Annotated in this window: 18 protein-coding genes and 1 tRNA gene; 6 read left to right on the top strand and 13 right to left on the bottom strand. The window is 63.0% G+C overall.

Features of this window, described 5'->3' with window-relative positions; all coding sequences use genetic code 11:
• Positions 1–382 precede the first annotated feature (382 nt).
• Genes AC1DUY_RS15225 through AC1DUY_RS15215 form a run of 3 tightly spaced genes read right to left on the bottom strand, consistent with a single transcriptional unit; the run spans position 383 to position 2,389 of the window.
• Positions 383–988, bottom strand: coding sequence for a hypothetical protein (locus tag AC1DUY_RS15225; RefSeq protein WP_478115265.1), 606 nt, complete (start codon positions 986–988; stop codon positions 383–385).
• A gap of 4 nt (positions 989–992) precedes the next feature.
• The gene (locus AC1DUY_RS15220) at positions 993–1,631 is read right to left on the bottom strand and encodes a hypothetical protein (protein ID WP_120292600.1); all 639 of its coding nucleotides are present in this window, start codon (positions 1,629–1,631) and stop codon (positions 993–995) included.
• Positions 1,628–2,389, bottom strand: a complete 762-nt coding sequence (locus tag AC1DUY_RS15215; protein WP_231080120.1) for a MotA/TolQ/ExbB proton channel family protein — start codon at positions 2,387–2,389, stop codon at positions 1,628–1,630. Before AC1DUY_RS15215 ends, AC1DUY_RS15220 begins: the two co-directional genes overlap by 4 nt.
• A gap of 194 nt (positions 2,390–2,583) precedes the next feature.
• Here AC1DUY_RS15215 and AC1DUY_RS15210 point away from each other — a divergent pair, with 194 nt between their 5' ends.
• Both AC1DUY_RS15210 and AC1DUY_RS15205 read left to right on the top strand, forming a co-directional pair.
• On the top strand, positions 2,584–3,963 hold the full coding sequence (locus AC1DUY_RS15210; RefSeq protein ID WP_478115262.1) for a HAMP domain-containing sensor histidine kinase: 1,380 nt from the start codon (positions 2,584–2,586) through the stop codon (positions 3,961–3,963).
• Complete coding sequence (locus tag AC1DUY_RS15205; RefSeq protein WP_068736182.1) at positions 3,960–4,610, top strand: response regulator; 651 nt, start codon at positions 3,960–3,962, stop codon at positions 4,608–4,610. Before AC1DUY_RS15210 ends, AC1DUY_RS15205 begins: the two co-directional genes overlap by 4 nt.
• A 74-nt stretch (positions 4,611–4,684) precedes the next feature.
• Here the strand turns inward: AC1DUY_RS15205 and AC1DUY_RS15200 are convergent, their stop codons facing one another.
• The 4 genes from AC1DUY_RS15200 to AC1DUY_RS15185 all read right to left on the bottom strand — a co-directional run bounded on the left by AC1DUY_RS15200 (position 4,685) and on the right by AC1DUY_RS15185 (position 8,162).
• Entirely contained in the window at positions 4,685–4,903 is a 219-nt protein-coding gene (locus AC1DUY_RS15200) for a DUF3126 family protein (RefSeq protein WP_068736180.1), read from the bottom strand.
• 174 nt (positions 4,904–5,077) lie between these two features.
• The gene (cysE, locus tag AC1DUY_RS15195) at positions 5,078–5,905 is read right to left on the bottom strand and encodes a serine O-acetyltransferase (RefSeq protein ID WP_068736178.1); all 828 of its coding nucleotides are present in this window, start codon (positions 5,903–5,905) and stop codon (positions 5,078–5,080) included.
• Positions 5,906–6,131: 226 nt separating this feature from the next.
• Positions 6,132–6,884 carry an alpha/beta fold hydrolase gene (locus tag AC1DUY_RS15190; protein ID WP_089264925.1) on the bottom strand — a complete coding sequence of 251 codons (753 nt, stop codon included), beginning with the start codon at positions 6,882–6,884 and terminating at the stop codon, positions 6,132–6,134.
• Positions 6,885–6,953: 69 nt separating this feature from the next.
• On the bottom strand, positions 6,954–8,162 hold the full coding sequence (locus AC1DUY_RS15185; protein ID WP_478115258.1) for a hypothetical protein: 1,209 nt from the start codon (positions 8,160–8,162) through the stop codon (positions 6,954–6,956).
• A 229-nt stretch (positions 8,163–8,391) separates the two neighbouring features.
• On the opposite strand from AC1DUY_RS15185, the gene AC1DUY_RS15180 reads away from it, so the two are divergent.
• Entirely contained in the window at positions 8,392–8,637 is a 246-nt protein-coding gene (locus AC1DUY_RS15180; protein WP_089265655.1) for a zinc-finger domain-containing protein, read from the top strand.
• A 9-nt stretch (positions 8,638–8,646) separates the two neighbouring features.
• Positions 8,647–9,813, top strand: coding sequence for an FAD-dependent monooxygenase (locus AC1DUY_RS15175; protein ID WP_478115256.1), 1,167 nt, complete (start codon positions 8,647–8,649; stop codon positions 9,811–9,813).
• 11 nt (positions 9,814–9,824) lie between these two features.
• On the opposite strand, the gene AC1DUY_RS15170 is transcribed toward AC1DUY_RS15175, so the two are convergent.
• The 3 genes from AC1DUY_RS15170 to AC1DUY_RS15160 form a co-directional block, all read right to left on the bottom strand.
• Positions 9,825–10,241 carry a twin-arginine translocation pathway signal gene (locus AC1DUY_RS15170; protein ID WP_478115254.1) on the bottom strand — a complete coding sequence of 139 codons (417 nt, stop codon included), beginning with the start codon at positions 10,239–10,241 and terminating at the stop codon, positions 9,825–9,827.
• Positions 10,242–10,323: 82 nt separating this feature from the next.
• A tRNA-Leu gene (locus AC1DUY_RS15165) sits at positions 10,324–10,410 on the bottom strand.
• A gap of 126 nt (positions 10,411–10,536) precedes the next feature.
• On the bottom strand, positions 10,537–10,860 hold the full coding sequence (locus AC1DUY_RS15160) for a c-type cytochrome (RefSeq protein WP_478115252.1): 324 nt from the start codon (positions 10,858–10,860) through the stop codon (positions 10,537–10,539).
• Between the two features lie 212 nt (positions 10,861–11,072).
• Between AC1DUY_RS15160 and AC1DUY_RS15155 the strand changes: the two genes are divergently transcribed.
• Both AC1DUY_RS15155 and AC1DUY_RS15150 read left to right on the top strand, forming a co-directional pair.
• The gene (locus tag AC1DUY_RS15155) at positions 11,073–12,440 is read left to right on the top strand and encodes an HlyD family secretion protein (RefSeq protein ID WP_478115250.1); all 1,368 of its coding nucleotides are present in this window, start codon (positions 11,073–11,075) and stop codon (positions 12,438–12,440) included.
• On the top strand, positions 12,437–14,383 hold the full coding sequence (locus AC1DUY_RS15150) for a glycosyltransferase family 2 protein (protein ID WP_478115248.1): 1,947 nt from the start codon (positions 12,437–12,439) through the stop codon (positions 14,381–14,383). The genes AC1DUY_RS15155 and AC1DUY_RS15150 overlap by 4 nt, the downstream gene beginning before the upstream one ends.
• Positions 14,384–14,428: 45 nt before the next feature.
• Here the strand turns inward: AC1DUY_RS15150 and AC1DUY_RS15145 are convergent, their stop codons facing one another.
• The 3 genes from AC1DUY_RS15145 to AC1DUY_RS15135 form a co-directional block, all read right to left on the bottom strand.
• Positions 14,429–15,193, bottom strand: coding sequence for a DeoR/GlpR family DNA-binding transcription regulator (locus AC1DUY_RS15145; protein ID WP_478115246.1), 765 nt, complete (start codon positions 15,191–15,193; stop codon positions 14,429–14,431).
• Positions 15,194–15,341: 148 nt separating this feature from the next.
• Positions 15,342–16,343 (bottom strand): 4-hydroxythreonine-4-phosphate dehydrogenase PdxA, encoded by a 1,002-nt coding sequence (gene pdxA, locus AC1DUY_RS15140; protein ID WP_089264929.1) that lies wholly within the window; start codon positions 16,341–16,343, stop codon positions 15,342–15,344.
• Positions 16,340–17,602 (bottom strand): four-carbon acid sugar kinase family protein, encoded by a 1,263-nt coding sequence (locus AC1DUY_RS15135; protein ID WP_478115244.1) that lies wholly within the window; start codon positions 17,600–17,602, stop codon positions 16,340–16,342. The genes pdxA and AC1DUY_RS15135 overlap by 4 nt, the downstream gene beginning before the upstream one ends.

Here is a 17,602-nt window from a genome sequence, read left to right as displayed (position 1 = left end):
CCGATATCGAGAAAACGCTGGCCGACATCGATGCCGGCTGCGACTGCAAGCGCTTGAGCTGTCATGGGATCAGACCTGTATGCGGGCAACCGGAGTGCCCTTGCGACTGTTCGATCAGACAAAACAGGCGAGATGCCCATGCCGGGTTACGGCCGATTGGGCCTGGAATCTAACGGGCTATCTCCGCCTGCCGTCACTATGCGCGTGACAGATCGCCAGATACAGGAATCTCAACGTTGGAGTCTCCGTAGAGCCAAACACTCCGGGATTCCGGGTTCGCGCTCTGCCGGCTTCGCCGGCGACGCACGCCCCGGAATGACGACCTTGGATCAGGATTCCCCGCCACCCCAAGCGGAGCTAACACTCGCGCCGGCCATCGCCGCTACGGCACATCTTTGGCTGGCAACACGGGCACGGGCAGCGGGGCGAATGTGATGGACTGGGAGTCGCCGCGCATGAAAGCGGGGTCCAGCAGGCCACCGCCGGATGGATCGCCGCCGGGCTCGCCGCTAGCGAACAACGCACCTTGCGGTCCCTCTGGTGGCAACTCGCCCTCGCCGGATCCGAATTGCGCAGCACGCCCGCCTTGCGGATGACCCGCGGCGATCTCGGTGCGTGCGCGCTCGGCCTTGCGCGCCAGCGCGGTGGAGTAAGGCCGCCGATAGGCCCGCGGCGCCCCGCTCGGGAGATTGTCGTCGTCGAGGGCCTCGACCCACATGTGGATGGCACCTGGCTCGCCCTGGGCGATGTTGGGCTCGACGCTGCGCACCCACAACAGCTGGAAGTTCGGCGGCAGCGGATCGTCCGCCGACCAGCCGAGCAGGCCCTGGGTGCGGAAGAACACCAGCACGTAAAACGCCGAAGTCACCGCCACCGCACCGGCCTTCACCGGCCACGGCAGCCGCGTCCGCACCACCGCCAGCAACAGCAACAGGCCGAGCAGCACGTAGCCGAGCGACAGACCGATAATGCTGGTTTGCAGGCTCATCGCTTCATCCGGCCTTGCGCTCCCTGTACCGCTTGTTCAGCATCTGCACGAGCGATGTCTGGTCGTGATTGACCTCGGTAACGTTGCCGGTCTTGTCCATGATGAAGCGCACCGCGGTTGTCTCGGCGCCGCCATGATCGACATTGACGGTGTCGTAGTGCACCACCTGTACTTTCGGATTCAGCTTCTCGACCTTGACCGTCACTGGCACTGGCTGTCCGGTCAGCGCGGCGAAATGGTAGATGTTGACGATGTACTCGCCGGCCACGATGCCGCGCAGGCTGACGATCTCCTGGCGGATCGGCGAGAGCACCTTCTGGCCGTTGACCATGATGAAATCGTTGAGCCCGCCGCGGTCATCGCGGTCGAGCACCATGAAGCCGGTCTCGCGCCGCCGGTACCATACAATGTTGCCGAGCGGATCCTGCACGAACATGTCGATGTCGTCCGGGTGCTTGTCGGGCCAGCTCACCGTGATCATGAATTCCAGCTTGGGATCGACCTTGCCTTCGTCGTCCTTGGTCTTGATCGCCAGCAGCGCAATGAAGAACAGGAAGGCGATCACCTGCAGCGCCTTGAACAGCATGACGCCGAGCGGATCGAACGGCGCTTCCTTGCCAGAGAATTCAAACTCGTCGATCACTTCGCGTGCTCCGCTTCACGTTCGAGCAGCGACACGGCGTGGACGTCGATGACGCCGACGGCAAAGGCGAACAGTTTGGCGGTCGCGTCCTCCAGCATGTAATATTGGATGCGGATCAGGATCGAACCGATCAGCCCTGCCAGCGTGGTATACATCGCCACCGCCATGCCCTCGCTCATCAGGTTCATGGAGGCCTTGATGGCGCCCTGATTGCCGGTGTCGAGGCCGGCGATCGGCGCCAGCATCATGATGAAGCCAACTATCGTGCCGATCAGGCCGAGTTTCATCAGCGTGTCGCCGGCAAAGCCGCCGAAGCCGTTCGAGCCGCGCAAATTGCCGGCGAGACGACGCAGCAGCAGCGTCTGGTCGAGCTGCCGACCGCTTTGCAGTGCGGATTTCACGGCGAGGTCGCGGATATGCGACGCCATCAGGCCTTTCGGTAACGCACCGACGCCGTCGATCGCAACACCGTCGCCGGCCACGACGATGCGTTGGCCGCCCTCCGCGAATAGCTCCGCTGCACCCCGCGCAGCATCGGCTTCGCGCGACACCGCGATCAGGCGCCACAGGCAATGCAGCGACGCACCGAAATAGAGCAGTACGATCACTGACGAGATATAGGTGCGATCGACGGCAAGCATCTGCCGCACCAGGCCATAGTGCCAGAGCAGAACCGCGGCGAACAGGCAGAGCCCGGTAAAGATCAACCAGTGCAGCAGCGGCGCGCGATCTGCCGGATCGAGATGATGCCGGCTCACCACATGTCCCTCCTGCTGGTTGTTTCACCGATCACGATCGGCGGTTGGTTTCAATCTGCCGCCTGTATGACTGAGCCTCCAAGGGCATCGCACCCGCCACATACCGGGCAAATTGCCCAAACGATGCAGAACCGCTTGCCAGACCGCGGTGCGTGCCGCTTTAATATCAATGTCTCACCGCGGGGAATGCGATCATGCGCCTGCTGATACATCTCGTTCTTCGTCTCGTCGCCGTGGTGCTGCTCTGTCTGGCCTGTACGATCGGATGGATTCTGGTCGATGCGCACCGCACCATCGAGGCCGACACCGCCGCCTCCGCCGACCGCGTCGCGACAACCCTGCAGAACCTGTACTGGCGCGAATTGCTGTGGCGCGATGGCACTTACCGCGATGCACTGCTGCCGCTGCCGGACTGGAAATCCATTGCGACCATGAAGGTGATCGCGCCAGGCGTGTGCATTGACTTCCGGCTCGGCAGCGCGCCGCCGTTCGACCTGTGCAGCCAGACCGAAGACATCGGCAGCCCGGCACCATCATGGTTCGTCAGTCTCTACGGCGCGCTGTTCGGGCCACATGCCACGGTGACGCGGCCGCTTACCGTGCGGCAGCGCGATGCCGGCACCGTGCAAGCCCGTGTCGACCCCGCCACCGCCGTGCGTCAGGCATGGCGGCAGGTGACCGTGATGGTCAGCATCGCCGCGGCGATGGCGCTGGCCATCAGTCTGCTCGCGATCCTCCTGATCGGCCATGCGCTGATGCCGGCCCGGAGCATCGTACGCGGCCTGCGCCGCCTCGAACATGGTGACCACCGCCATCGCCTGCCCGCTTTCGGCGCCACCGAATTCAGCCATATCGCCCGCGCCGTCAACGATCTCGCCGGGCGTCTCGCGGCCACCACCGCCGAACGCGTGGCGCTGACCAAACGACTGTTTCAGGTACAGGAAGAAGAACGCCGCGCACTGGCGCGCGATCTGCACGACGAGTTCGGCCAGTGCCTCACCGCCACCGCGGCGCTCGCCGCAGCCATCGAGACCGGCGCCACACCGTCCCGTCCCGATCTGGCCGACGATGCCCGCGCTATCGCCCGCATCACCGGCCAGATGATGAGGACGCTGCGCAGCGCGCTGGCGCGGCTGCGCTCGCAGGATCTCGAGGAACTGGGATTGCAGGCCAGCCTTATGCAACTGGTGGCGCAGTGGAATGCGAGCACAACGCGGCGCGCCGTGTTTCACCTCGACGTAACCGGCGATCTCACCGCCGTCCCCGCAGAAGCCGCCGTCAACATCTACCGCATCGCGCAAGAGTGCCTCACCAACGCCGCACGCCACGGCCGGCCGCAGCACGTTCATCTCCGCGTCAGCCATGGGGAAGAGGTCCGCGACGCCGTCGCCCTCAGTGTCGAGGATGACGGCGGCGGCGACGCCAGGCAGGCCCACACCGCCTCCGGCCACGGCATTCTCGGCATTCGCGAGCGCATCGCAGCGCTTGGCGGCAGCCTGTCGATCGGCCCGGCGGCACACGGTATCCGCGTGGCCGCGGTGATTCCGCTGCTGCCACGACAAGCGGCGGCATGACCGCCGTCAGCATCTTGCTGGTCGACGACCATCCGGTGGTGCGCGAAGGCTATCGCCGGCTACTGGAGCGGCAGGTCGGTTTTCGCGTCAGCGCCGAGGCCGAGGATGCCGCTGCGGCCTATCGCGCCTATCAGGCAGAGCGCCCGGACGTGGTGGTCATGGATCTGTCGCTGCCCGGCCCCGGCGGGCTGGAAGCGATCCGGCATATCCGGCAATGGGATCGCACCGCGCGCCTGCTGGTGTTCACCATGCATGCAAGCGCCGCGTTCGCGCTGAAAGCGTTCGAGGCTGGCGCCTGCGGCTACATCACAAAGAGCAGCGCGCCGCACGAACTGGTGCGCGCCATCGCTACCGTCGCCCGCGGCGGACGCGCATTGAGCGAAGACATCGCGCGCGAAATCGCCAGCGAGCGGCTCGGCAACGAACGGTCGCTGGTGGAAGATCTCGGGCCGCGCGAAACGGAAATCCTGCGGCTGGTGGCGTCAGGCTGGACCACGGAGCAGATCGCGACGTCGCTCAATCTGAGCACCAAGACCGTGCAGAATTATCACTACCAGATCAAATCGAAGATCGGCGCGCGCACCGACGCGCACCTGGTCTGGCTTGCCACCGCCGCCGGCCTGGTCGCGCCGGACAACGCGGCCTAGCGTGTGATGTACAGAGCGCGAGGGCCTGCGCTTGCGCTGATCTCGCCGCCGCCAAGCGGGGGCAAGGTGCATCCTCAGCCGTTATCGACGAGGTCTTCTTCCAGGATCGCCATCTGGAACTGGAACGAGCGATCGTCGTCTTCGTCATCGACGAACAGCACGCCGATAAATTCTTCGCCGATATAGACTTCGGCGGAGTCGTCCTTCTTCGGGCGCGGCACCACGCGGAGCTTCTGGTTGCCGAACACGCGCTTGAGATAGGCGTCGAGCTTTCTGACTTCCTGAACGTCCACAGGTGTCTCCAATGCAGTTGATGTCTGTTGAGCTGATGGAGAGAAGCTTTAATGCGAGATGGCGTCCACGGCTAGGCCGTTTCTCGAAAAATCACGCCATCCCACAAGTGAACGAAAACGCGTGCAATATCAGCGCTTGCAAATCGCAAGCCCAGAAGTCTCAGCCCCTGAAAATCAGAGCCCGATCGCGTTCAGCATCTGGTTCATGGTGCGCGACGGCTCCGAACAGCCGGCTTCGCCAACGATCTTCGCCGGTACGCCCGCCACGGTGACGTTGTGCGGCACAGGCTTGACGACGACCGAGCCCGCGGCAATCCGCGCGCAATGGCCGACTTCGATATTGCCGAGAATCTTGGCACCGGCGCCGATCAGCACACCGTGACGAATCTTCGGATGGCGGTCCTCGTTTTCCTTACCGGTGCCGCCGAGCGTCACGCCGTGCAGGATCGACACGTCGTCTTCGATCACAGCCGTCTCGCCGACGACAAAGCCGGTCGCGTGATCGAGAAAGATTCCGCGGCCGATCTTGGCGGCAGGATTGATGTCGGTCTGGAAGGCGGCCGACGAGCGGCTCTGCAGATACCACGCAAAGTCCTTGCGGCCCTTTTTGTGGAGCCAATGCGCAAGACGATGCGCCTGGATGGCGTGGAAGCCCTTGAAGTACAGCAGCGGATCGATGAAGCGCGTGGTGGCGGGATCGCGGTCGAACACGGCGACGAGGTCGGCGCGGAACGCATTGCCAAGATCCGGCTCGTCGCGCAGCGCTTCGTCGAAGGTCTGGCGGATCAGGTCGCCGGACAGCGCTGCGTGATCGAGACGTTCCGCAACCCGGTGCACCACCGAATCTTCCAGACGGTTGTGATGCAGCACGGTCGAATAAATGAAGGATGCGAGTTCAGGCTCGCGATGGACGATGTCTTCCGCCTCGGAACGGATGCGATCCCAGATCGGATCCAGCGTTGCGAGTTTTGAATTCTGCGGATTGATGCTCTGCACGGCCATGGCGGACTCGCAATTTCCTGAATACGGCGTCGATTATAGCACAAGGCGCATCGCTGTCGCGACACGGCTCCTGCCATCGTGAACGGTGGCTTACCCGGCAATCACCTGCCAACACTTTGAAAGCGCAGGCGTTTCCGGTGGAAGCCCCGTCCGCCCACAAACCGGGCGTGCATCAGAAGTGGGCGCTCATGTGATCAAAACAAGGTGCGCCCCTCGCCAATTGTCATCACGGGCGGCGGGACAGGAAATCCAGCACACCTTCCTTGTAGACGCGATCGCCGACCGCCCGCATGTGATCGCGGTTCGGAATATCCAGCACTTCGGAGCCGGCGATGACCTTCTGCAACTCCTGTGCGGAGCCGCTGATCTCGTCCGTCGTTCCCACCGCGATCAATAGCGGCACCTTGATGGCGGCGGCTTCCTCATTCGTCATCAGCCGACGCGAGCCGCGCAGACAGGCTGCGAGCGCGCGGCGGTCCGAACGGGTCTGATCGGCGAAAGCGCGGAAGGTGCGGCCGACGGGATCGGTGACGTCGTCCAGCGAGTCCGCCTCGAGCGCGAGGGCGACGTTCTCGCCGGGACCACCGCCCTTGATGAGGCCGATGCCGAGACCGCCGAAGATCGCACTGCGGATCAATTCGGGATGGCTATAGGCGATATAGGCCGTGATGCGCGCCCCCATCGAATAACCCATCATGTCGGTGCGCACGATACCAAGATGCGCGAGCAGCGCGCGCACGTCGGCGGCCATCGCACCGATGCTGTATTGTTCGGAATCGTAGAGCTTGCTGGAATCGCCATGGCCGCGATTGTCGAGCGCGATGACGCGGCGATTGTGCTTCTTCAATTCCGACACCCAGGTCGGATAGACCCAGTTGACGTTCTTGCTCGATGCAAAGCCATGCACGAGAACGATCGGATCGCCCTCGCCTTCATCGAGATAAGCAATTTCGACAGCGCCGTTGTGAAAGCTCGGCATCCAGAATTCCGTTACGATTGAGAGATGGGTGATTGAGAGAATGGATGGTGGTGGTGGGAAGCGCGCAGTTTACCCGTGGACGAGCACCGGCGCCAGTGAGTGGGCCGGCGCGGGATGCCGGAGAGCCATGTCCCTGAGTAATGCGTCCTTGCGTGAAATGTCCTGCAATAGAGCATCCTGTCGTACCGCCAGGTCGCGGCGCGCGCGCTTCGCCTTGGAGCGCTGCAGCCACGACCAGGTGATGCGTTCCGTGGTTGCCTTGATCGACACCACAAATCCGAGCAGCGCGAACAGCGCCCAGAACACCCACATCGAGAGATTGAATGCGCCCGCCGCCAGCAGCAGCGCACCACGGCCGAACATCTTCATGATGGCGCGGGTCTGACCGCCTTTGACTTCGGCGAGTCGCGCCGCGCGCGTGACGTCCTTCGGGCTCTGGGCGATACGCAGCGTATCGAGCGCGCCGCGCGTACCGGCCTTCTCGCCGACGCGGCCAACATCCCCGGCAAGACGCACGATGCCGCCGGCCTTCTCGGTGCGGAACGCCGCCTTCACCGCAGTGATGGTCTGGCCCGGGCGCAGCAGCGAGGCATCGGCCACCGCAGCCCGCAACATCGGACCATCCACCACGCCGCGCGCCGAGCGTGCCGCCCAGGTGGTGAGCCCCTCGCCGATCCGCCCGACCTTGCGCGCATCCTTCACCAGCGTGAGGCCCGCGCGCACCGGCGCGACTCCGCCAACGCTGACATAGGTCGCGGCGGTAACAGCGAGACCTGCAGCAGCAAGGCCGAGAATGAGGTGATCGGTATCCTCACCCATCGCCATGTGCTTGCCCTCGCGCACCACGTCGCGGATATCGCCAAACACAAAGAGATCACCGGCGACGGTGCCGGACAGGCTGCCGACATCGTCGGCATTGCCGGTGACAAAACCAGTGGCAAAGCGGCTGGCGAAATGGGAGGCGGAATTCTCGTCCGCAACCGCCTCGGTCACGCGCCTGGCGAGATCGTCCGGCAGTTGAACATTTCTGGCAGCCGCAACATCCGCAAAGCTTTTGGCGAGGTCGGCATCCTTGGCCGCGAGCGCCTCTTCGATATTGCGGGCGAGCACCGCGGGATCATTCCGCAATGCAGAGCTGAGTTGCACATCGGCCAGAGCGACCGGGTCATCCTGCGCGGCCAGCACCGCGCCGGCGTCGCGCGCATGCGGCAGCAACAGCAGGCCGGCGGTCGCACAGACCGCTACCCCCGTCAAAGCTGTATCGAGCCGGAACCACATGGCGGAAAACCCTATCCTTGCACCTCTTTAGAAATGGTGCGTCACATCGTGGACACAACTGCCCCGACGAAAGAAGGGCTATTCGGAGACACCCGAATTGTGTCGAATTTGTACGGATGAATGACCCCTGCGCGGTCTAGGAATCATGGTTCCGGACCAGTATGGTGCGCCGCACTGAATGGCGCGCCGGCTCATACGCCCGCGGCTGTTGCGAGCAAAGGTAGAGAAGATGTCCGACCACGTGGTTCCGCACTTTCACAATGACGCCGGCGTTCCGATCATCGAGATCGGCTCGCAGGAATTCATGTGCGTGGGTGCCAATCCGCCGTTCGATCATCCGCATGTCTTCCTCGACCTCGGCAACGACAACGAGATCATCTGCCCGTATTGCTCGACCCTGTATCGCTTTGCCGCCGATCTCGGCGCCGGCCAGTCACGTCCGCCGGAATGCGTGGTGAAAGACAAGGTTGCCTGATTCCCGGCCGTGACGGCGCCGCGCACCATCGTCATCGCTGGTGCGGGCATCGGCGGACTGACGGCCGCGCTGGCGCTGGCCACTAAAGGGTTTCGTGTCCTCATCCTTGAGAAGACCGGGCGGCTCGAAGAAGCCGGCGCCGGGCTGCAGCTCTCGCCCAATGCGACCCGCATACTGATCGGCCTCGGCCTGCAATCGCGCCTTGCGCCCCATGTCACGACGCCCGCCCGTGTGAGCATCATGACCGCGCGCAGCGGCGGCGAAGTGATCCGCCTGCCGCTCGGCAGCGCAAGCGATGACGCGCCCTACTGGCTGGTGCACCGGGCCGATCTGCAATCGGCCTTGCTTGGCGCGGTCACGGCGCATCCCGACATCGAACTGCGCCTTGGCTGTCCCGTGGACAACCTCCGCGCCACGCCCGCCGGCATCACGGTCAACGGCGAGCCGGCGCTGGCCTTGATCGGCGCCGATGGCGCGTGGTCTTTCGTGCGACGACAACTGTTTCCCGAAACGCAGCCGCACTTCTCCGGCCTGATCGCCTGGCGCGGCACGCTGGAAACGCGCCGGCTGGAAAGCGACCTGGTCCCCTATGGCGTCCAGCTCTGGATGGGGCCGAAGGCCCATCTCGTTGTCTATCCGGTGTCATCGGGCAAGCGGATCAACATGGTCGCGATCGTGCCCGGCGCCGCGATGCAGCCGGGCGGCAGCGATGCTGGCGACGCCAGCGAGATCCGCCAACATTTTGCAGCGTCGCGCTGGCCGGCCAATGCACGCGCCATGATCGAGAGCGTCGATAACTGGCGGCGCTGGCCGCTGTTCACGATGCCGGACGGCGGCATGTGGCACGAGGGATCCGTGGCGCTGCTCGGCGATGCCGCCCATGCGATGCTGCCTTTCGCCGCGCAAGGCGCGGGCATGGCCATCGAGGATGCGGCGGTGCTGGCGGAGTGCCTTGCCGCCGCTGGCCACGATGCCGCAGCGATCGCGCCCGCATTGGCGCGCTACGCCGCGCTACGCCAGCTACGCGTCGGCCTGATACAGCGCACCGCCCGGCAATCCGGCCAGATTTATCATCTGCGTGGCCCCATGGCGCTGGCGCGCGACCTCGCCATGCGCGCGCTCGGTGCAGAGCGTCTACAGGCGCGGCAGGATTGGATCTATGACTGGAAACTCTGATCCTGACAGGCTCAGGAGCGGGCGCCAGCCCGCTTGCGCGGCGTAATGGGTTCTGATGCCGCCGGCGCTTTCGGCGCACTGGCCACACACTTGCTCTTCTGCCAGTTCTCTTCTGCCAGCTTGGCCTGCGCACGCGTCGAAATGTAATCGTTGCGATAAGCGAGTTCGCTGACCACCGCTCCACCCGTGCCGGTCTGCGCCTTGTCGATCAGCCCCTGCAATTCGGCCGTCCGCGTCGCAAGCGTCTTGCGCTCGGTCTCAAGCTGCGGGCAATCATAAAGGTCATATTTCGCAGGATCGACGAAGGCGCCCGACACCATGCCATCGCCCATGCTCGCGCAGCCGCCAAGATAGCCGGCTAGGACAAACAGCGACACTATCGCAGCAGCGCGCATCGGCAGGCGGGAACGGGAAGGACAAACGATCATCGGGACTTTCTAGCCGGGCAGGATTGACGTTGCGTAAAGCAGCCGCCGGTGGCCGGATTGAGGCTAAAGTTCCCCTGAAGGCTGGTGCGGACGGCGGGAATCGAACCCGCACGACGTTGCCATCGAGGGATTTTAAGTCCCTTGCGTCTACCAGTTCCGCCACGTCCGCGCGCGTTGTTTCTTCTAGGCTTTTGGCCTTCCGGTCAACGCATGTTTTGCAGCTTTTCCGTCGTGTTCTGCAGACTGCACTGAGCCCCGCCAGCAACGAGTCATCGGGAATTGCGCGACATCCAGATTATTTGGCCTTGGCGATCTTGTCAGTCAGGTACTCATTCAGATCCCGAAAGTCCCTGACCGTCCATGCGAACGGCGGCAATTTCACGCCGTTTTCGCGCAACGTTCTTGGAATGAGATCGCCGTTGGGACGGAGTATGACGGACGATACGATCACGCCGGGATAATCAAGTATGCGCTTTTTGAACTCGGGTGTCGTGAGATCGGGTGCAGGCGGATTGCTTTTATCAGCCAAAGGCCCTGTGCCCTTAACGTCATTTCCGTGGCACATCGCGCAGCGGCTCAAGAAAATCCGCTCGCCATTCCTGTTGTCTGCAAGAGACATCGACGGCATGCAAAGCACGATCGCTAATGCAGCAGCAATGCCTCCCTTCCTAGGTATCATAGCGCTCTGCCTCCGAGATTGCGCAGTTTTATCGAAAGATGCGGGGTCTACCTTAGCGGGCTCTTAAGCGGGCGCACACTCTACTCACCTGACATGGAATCGCTTCGAAGGACCGAGTTGGTCCGCTCACCGACAATTTGGGTTCGGCTGCCATGGATCGTGCGCAAAAGACTCAATTTCCTTCGGGGTTCGCACCTTCGTCCGTTGTCGAGGAAGATGTTCCATCCTTCGATCCCGGCGCCAGAGGATTGCAGCGCGATCTGGAAGACCGACTGAAGCCGGATATCGACGAGCCCGCAAACCGCGGTTCGCCTGATCAGACAACGCCTCCGCGCTCATATAGCACCGTTCGGCGGGTGCTGAAGATCGCTGCCGGTCTCACCATTGTTGCCGTGTTCGGATGGCTGCCACTCAGGGCAATCCTGCAGACCTCCAGCGTGGAGGCGGTGGTCAACGCCAGACTCGTGACGCTAAGGTCGCCGATCGATGGCGAAGTCAGTTCGAAGTCCGGCCGTTCGACGTCGAGCGCAGTGAATGAAGGTGACCTCCTCCTTCGCGTCGTGAATGCACGGGGCGATCGAAATCGGCTGGATGATCTCAGACGACAGATGTCGCGACTGGACAATGAGCGCCCAAGTCTGGCGACCAAATTCGCCTCGGCTCAAGCCGCGCAGCAAGATCTCGCGCGACAGGCCTCCCAATTCAGGGAAGGCCGTACCCTCCAACTGGAAGCGCGCATCGCTGAAATACAGTCGGTGATCGAAGCCGCTGCGTCCCGGCGGGAAGAGGCAACCGCCGCCGTAGAGCGGGCATCGTCGCTGATCAAGTCGGGCAGCGTCTCCAGCGTGGAATTCGCCCGCTTGACCCGGGAACAATCGGTCGCCCAGCAAACCGAAATCGGCGCCCGTCGCAGACTTGATGCCGCCAAGATCGAGCTCATTGCCGCGCAGAAGGGCACGTATCTGGGCGATAGCTACAATGACCGCCCAAGTTCGGTCCAGCGCGAAGAAGAGATGCGGCAACGTGCAAATGATCTCCAAGCCGATCTGGCGCATGCGAATGCCCAGATCGCGTGGCTCGCGAGCGAGATCGCGTCCGAGCAACTGCTTTATGTCAGCCGATCGGAAGCGGACATCAAAGCGCCCGTGACTGGCCGGATCTGGGAGATGATGACGTCGCCGGGCGAGGATGTCCGGGCCGGACAACCATTGCTGAAGCTACTTGATTGCAGCGGCGCTGTGGTAACGGCGAATGTCACCGAACGTGTCTATAACAGGCTCAGGCTGGGCGAGCAGGCGACTTTTGAGCCAAATGACGGCAGTCCGGCGATAGAGGGGTCGATCGTGAATCTCACTGGCGCGTCTGGTGCGCCCGCGAACCTGGCCATCAATCCCGACACGCTGAACAAGGAACCCTATCGTGTGACGGTCTCGATGCCCAATCTTGATAGCACGGGCAAAGACTGCGCAGTGGGGCGCACGGGACGGGTCGTGTTCAATCACGACACGTCGAACCCATGATCTCGGCCTTCGCACCGGGCATCGCCACTCTCGGTGCTTGCCTCGCGATCGCGCCGATGCTGAAGCGCGACAGCACGTTCGCCCGATCATTGATGACCGGGATATCCGTCATTCTGCTGATCCGATACTTCACGTGGCGTGTCACGCAGACGCTTCCGCCACCCGGCTTTACCGCCGACTTTCTCGTCGGATACCCCTTCATGCTGGCGGAGGCTGCCTCGTTACTTGGCGTCTGCCTGTCGATGCTGTTTCTCAGCCGAACGATTGATCGCTCTGCCGACGTCGAGGTCGGAATAAAAAAAGCCGCGGCCGCCGCGCGGGTTCCGCTCGTCGATGTCTTCATCTGCACCTATAATGAGGAGCAAGCGATCCTCGAACGCACGATCATCGGCGCCACGGGACTGGACCACGGCAACTATCGTGTCTGGGTCCTGGATGATGGGCGACGGCTATGGCTCAAACGCCTGACCGAAGTGCTCGGCTGTCATTACCTGACTCGTCCAGACAATCAGCATGCAAAGGCAGGTAACATCAATCACGCTTTGCGTCATGTCGCCGGATTGGACAACAAACCGGAATTCGTTGCCATCCTGGATGCCGACTTCGTCCCTCTGCCGGAGTTTCTCACGCGCGCGACCAGTTTGATGGAAGACAAGACCATTGGCATCGTGCAGACGCCGCAGCACTTCATCAATCCGGATCCGATCCAGTCCAATCTGGCCGCCACCGAGGTATGGCCCGACGAGCAACGTTTCTTTTTTGATATTCTGATGCCGGCCAAAGACGCCTGGGGGGTGGCTTTCTGCTGCGGCACTTCGTCGGTGATCCGCTTTTCAGGCCTCATGGAGATCGGTGGATTCCCGACGGACTCGGTGACCGAGGACTATCTCGTCACGTTGCGTCTGAAGGAGCGTAATTATCACACGGTCTATCTGAATGAACGGCTTACGCTTGGATTGGCGCCCGAAGGCCTCAAGGAATACATCACCCAACGCGGTCGATGGTGCCTCGGCTTCATGCAAATCGTAAGAGGCCGAAGCGGGCCCTTTTCATCGCAATCAAAACTCGCCCTGATCGACCGGCTTTCGCTCGTCGACGCTTTCATGAGCTGGGCCGGGGCTTATGGAACGAAGATGCTTGGCCTGATCGTGCCGTGGCTCTATCTCCTGTTCGGGATCAAGGCGATTTACGCCGATCTCTCCGAACTGTTGACATACTTCCTGCCCTTCTACGTCTGGCACGCATTTACGATGACCTGGATTTCCCGTGGTCGTTCGCTGGCGATTATGACGGACGTCTCGCAGTACATCGCGGCGCCAGCGGTCCTGAAAGCAATAATCACGGGCCTGATCAGACCAAAGGGTCACAAGTTCAAGGTCACCGCCAAAGGTGGCGATCGCAATCAGAGGTTCATCGAGTGGCCGCTTCTGCGGCTTTATGGATCCGCGCTGCTGATAACCATGCTGGCGATCGCTTACGCTTTCATTATCAATCTGAAGGGAGAGAGCATTGCTTACGGCGGACTAGCGCTTGGCTGGAGTTTGTACAACTGCGTCGTCCTCGCGATCGTGTGCTTCATCTGTATCGAGCAGCCTCGCCGTCGGAAAGCCGAGCGATTTGAGCGCAATGAGCCCGTCCTCATCCACGAGGACAAGGACCCGCGGCTGGTTCGCATGGCGGACATCTCGATAACCGGTGCTCGCTTCATCGATCCTGCGCCGCCGCGGGTGGGGACTGTTCTCAAGTGCAACGTATACGGTCAGAATGTGTCGGCAACGGTCATGCGACGAACGCGCGATGGTTTCGGTGTTCGCTTCGAAGAAGCCGCTGCAACGCGAATTCGCGTTGTACGCGCCTTTTACGCGGGAGAATATGTTCGCGCTTTTCACGGTGTCCGGGCAGTCCCGGTTGGCAAAGCCTTACTGATGCGACTGTTCAATTGAACCATACCCATATCGGCACGGCGTCAGAACACGCATACAGCCGCGCTACGCCCCCGCCACGACGATATGCGCCCCTGCATGCTCCATCAGCCTGCGCTGCTCCGTCGAGGCGCCAGCGCCCGTCACCAGCGTCCAGCGCGGCGGGAGCGGCGCCCAGGCGTCCTGTTCGGCGCGGCCGAGCTTGCCGGCATCGGCGAGCACGATGACCTCCTTGGCCTGCTGCATCATCAGGGACTTCAAGGCGACCTGATCGAGGTCGGCCTCGCAGAGGCCGCGACCGCTCACGACACCATCGGCGCTCATGATGGCGCGGTCGGCCGTCAGGCGCCGCAGTCCCTCGCTGGCCAGAGGTCCCATGGTGCTCATGCTGGTCGAGCGCAGCGCGCCGCCGAGCACCACGAGTTCGATGCTTGGTGCCTTGGCGAGAAACGGCAGCAGCGCGATATTGTTGGTGATGATGCGCAGGCGGCGCTGCAACAGCAGCTTGCCGAATGCCGCGACCGTCGAGCCGGCATCGAGGATCAGCGTGTCGCCGTCCTCGATCAGGTCGATCGCGGCCCGCGCGATGGCCTGCTTCTCCTTGCCCTGGACCGCGAAACGCTGGTCGAGCGTGGTCTCTGCGACATGGCCGGTGAGAATCGCGCCGCCGTAAGTACGGCGCACCGCGTTGTTCTTCGAGAGATGCTGCAGGTCGCGCCGCACGGTGGACCCGGACACACCGAAGCGCCGCGCGAGATCGTCGACATCGATCTCGCCGGCATTCAGCGCGTCCAGCAGGCGTGAGCGACGTTCCTTGTTGCGCATCGACATCGAACCTCAGCCAATCAAGCTGGTATTTACCAGCGTTTCGTCATGGCCGGGCAGCGCGAAGCGAGCTTCGCTTGACGTCCCGGCCGTCCACGTCTTCGAAGTAACAAGACGTGGATGCCCGGCACAAGGCCGGGCATGACGGAGATTGTCAGGCCGCCTTGGATCCCGGTGCGAGATCCACCGCCTGCCGCAAGGCCTCGAGAAGGCTGCGCTCATCGGCAATGCCCTTGCCGGCGATGTCGAAGGCGGTGCCGTGATCGACCGAGGTGCGGATGACGGGAAGTCCGACCGTGATGTTCACGCCGGATTCCAGACCCAGCACCTTGATCGGGCCATGGCCCTGATCGTGATACATCGCCACCACCATGTCGTAGTCGCCGCGCCCTGCGAGGAAGAACAGCGTATCGGCCGGCAGAGGGCCGCGCACGTCCCAGCCCTTCTTCTGACAGGCTTCGACCGCGGGCGTGATCTTCTCGGCTTCTTCGCCATAGCCGAACAGGCCGTTCTCGCCGGCATGCGGATTGATGGCGCAAACGCCGATCTTCGGATTCTTGATGCCGGCCTTCACCAGCACCTCATGGCCGCGCGTGATGACGCGTTCGACCAGGCCCGGCTCGATCTTCTTGATGGCATCGATCAGGCCGATATGCGTCGTCACGTGAATCACGCGCAGCTTCGGCGACACCAGCATCATCGACACTTCAGGCGTGCCGGTCAGATGCGCGAGCAGTTCGGTATGCCCGGGATATTTGTGACCGGCTGCATGCAGCGCTTCCTTGGAGAGCGGTGCGGTGCAGATACCCTGGGCGATGCCGGCCTGAACGATCTCGACGGCCTTCTCGATGAAGCGGTAAGCCGCCTCGCCTGCGATCGGGGAGTTCTGCCCGAACGGCAAATCGTCGGGAACGATCTTCAAGTCAACGCATTGGACGTTCTTCGACGCAAAATTCGCAGCCTTTGCATCGCTGAGCGAGTCAACGCCGATCCTGGCGCCGACGATCTCGCCGGCCTTGCGCAGGCGATTGGCATCGCCAATCACCAGCGGATTGCACATCGCGAGCATTTCCGGATGCGCGAAGGCCTTCATAATCACTTCGGGCCCGATGCCTGCGGGATCGCCCATGGTGATCGCAATGGTCGGACGGGTCATGTGAAGCTTCCTTGAGTTCGGACGATGTGAAGACGTTCGCGAATTTTGATCAGGCTGTTCTCGTCGCCGAAGGCGCCGGCCTTAGTGGCGATCGGCACGGACAATGCGCCGAGCGTAAGCCCGAGCGAAACGCCGGGCTCGATCTCGTCCGCCAGACGGATGCCGTTGACACCGAAGCGCGACAAGAGTGCTGCGGCAGTCTCGCCGCCAGTTGCTGCAAAGGCGCCGATGCTGGACGCCACGGGCATCAGCGCATCGGCAAGATTCTGCGCGAGCTGCGGGCCGAGCGACATTTTCGGATTGTCGTCCATCACGATCTCAACCAGGACATCGCCGCCTGCGGTCAATCCTTCGGTCACGCGTGCAGCCAGCGCCGCCTGCCCTGCCTTGTCGCCGAGCAGGACTTCCGGTGTGACCGGCAGATGGGTCACGGTGCCGCTGGCGACAAGCTTGCGCGCTGCGGAGCGCGACGCGCCCGCGAGCGAGCCGACCACGATCAGCGTGCCGTAGATGCTGGGCGGAATTTCCAGCTTCTCGGCGGCACTGGTGTCATCGAGCGCCGCCAGCGCATGTGCAAGGCCGGCGCTACCGATGAACACTGTCGCCGGCGAAATCTTCAGGCTGGCTTCGGCGATCAGATGCAGGTCGTGCTCGGTCTCCGCATCGCAGATCGCAACGACGCTGTCCTCGGACGCGATACGCGCCAAGTGAGCCTTGAGATGGCCGCCGCGGATCGTCGCAAGCAGCACCTTCTCGCTGCGAACACCTGCAGATGCGAGCACGTCGGCGATATCGGCATTGTCATAGGTGTGATCGCGCTTCCACACTTCGGCTTCTTCCAGCGGACGGCCGCCGACCATCACGCGGCCATCGATGGTGGTGCGGTTGGTCGCCGGAAAGGCCGGCGCGAAGATGCCGAAGGCCGAACCCGACTGCGCCTTGAGATGCGCCAGCGCAGCGGCCGTCTCGGAGGCTGGCTGGCCGCGCAGCGTGGAGTCGATCTTCTTGAACAGGAGCCGGTCCGGCTCCATCAATTGTTGCAACGCGTCGGCGTGGCGACGCGCCGCGGCCTCGGCCGAAAGGCCGCGGCTCGCTGCATCATAGGAGATAACCGGATGCTGGCGATCCCCGGCACTTGCCCCGGCGCCTGCGATCTCGCCCCAGGTCACGGCAGCCGCAAGACCGCGGCGACCGAAGGCGATGGCGCAGTCTGCTGCACCGGTGAGATCATCGGCGAGGATCAGCCAGCGTCCCGCCAT

Source organism: Tardiphaga sp. P4_G1 (assembly GCF_056401215.1).
The sequence above is the reverse complement of the archived record's forward strand: the minus strand, read 5'-3'. Positions and strand labels throughout refer to the sequence as shown.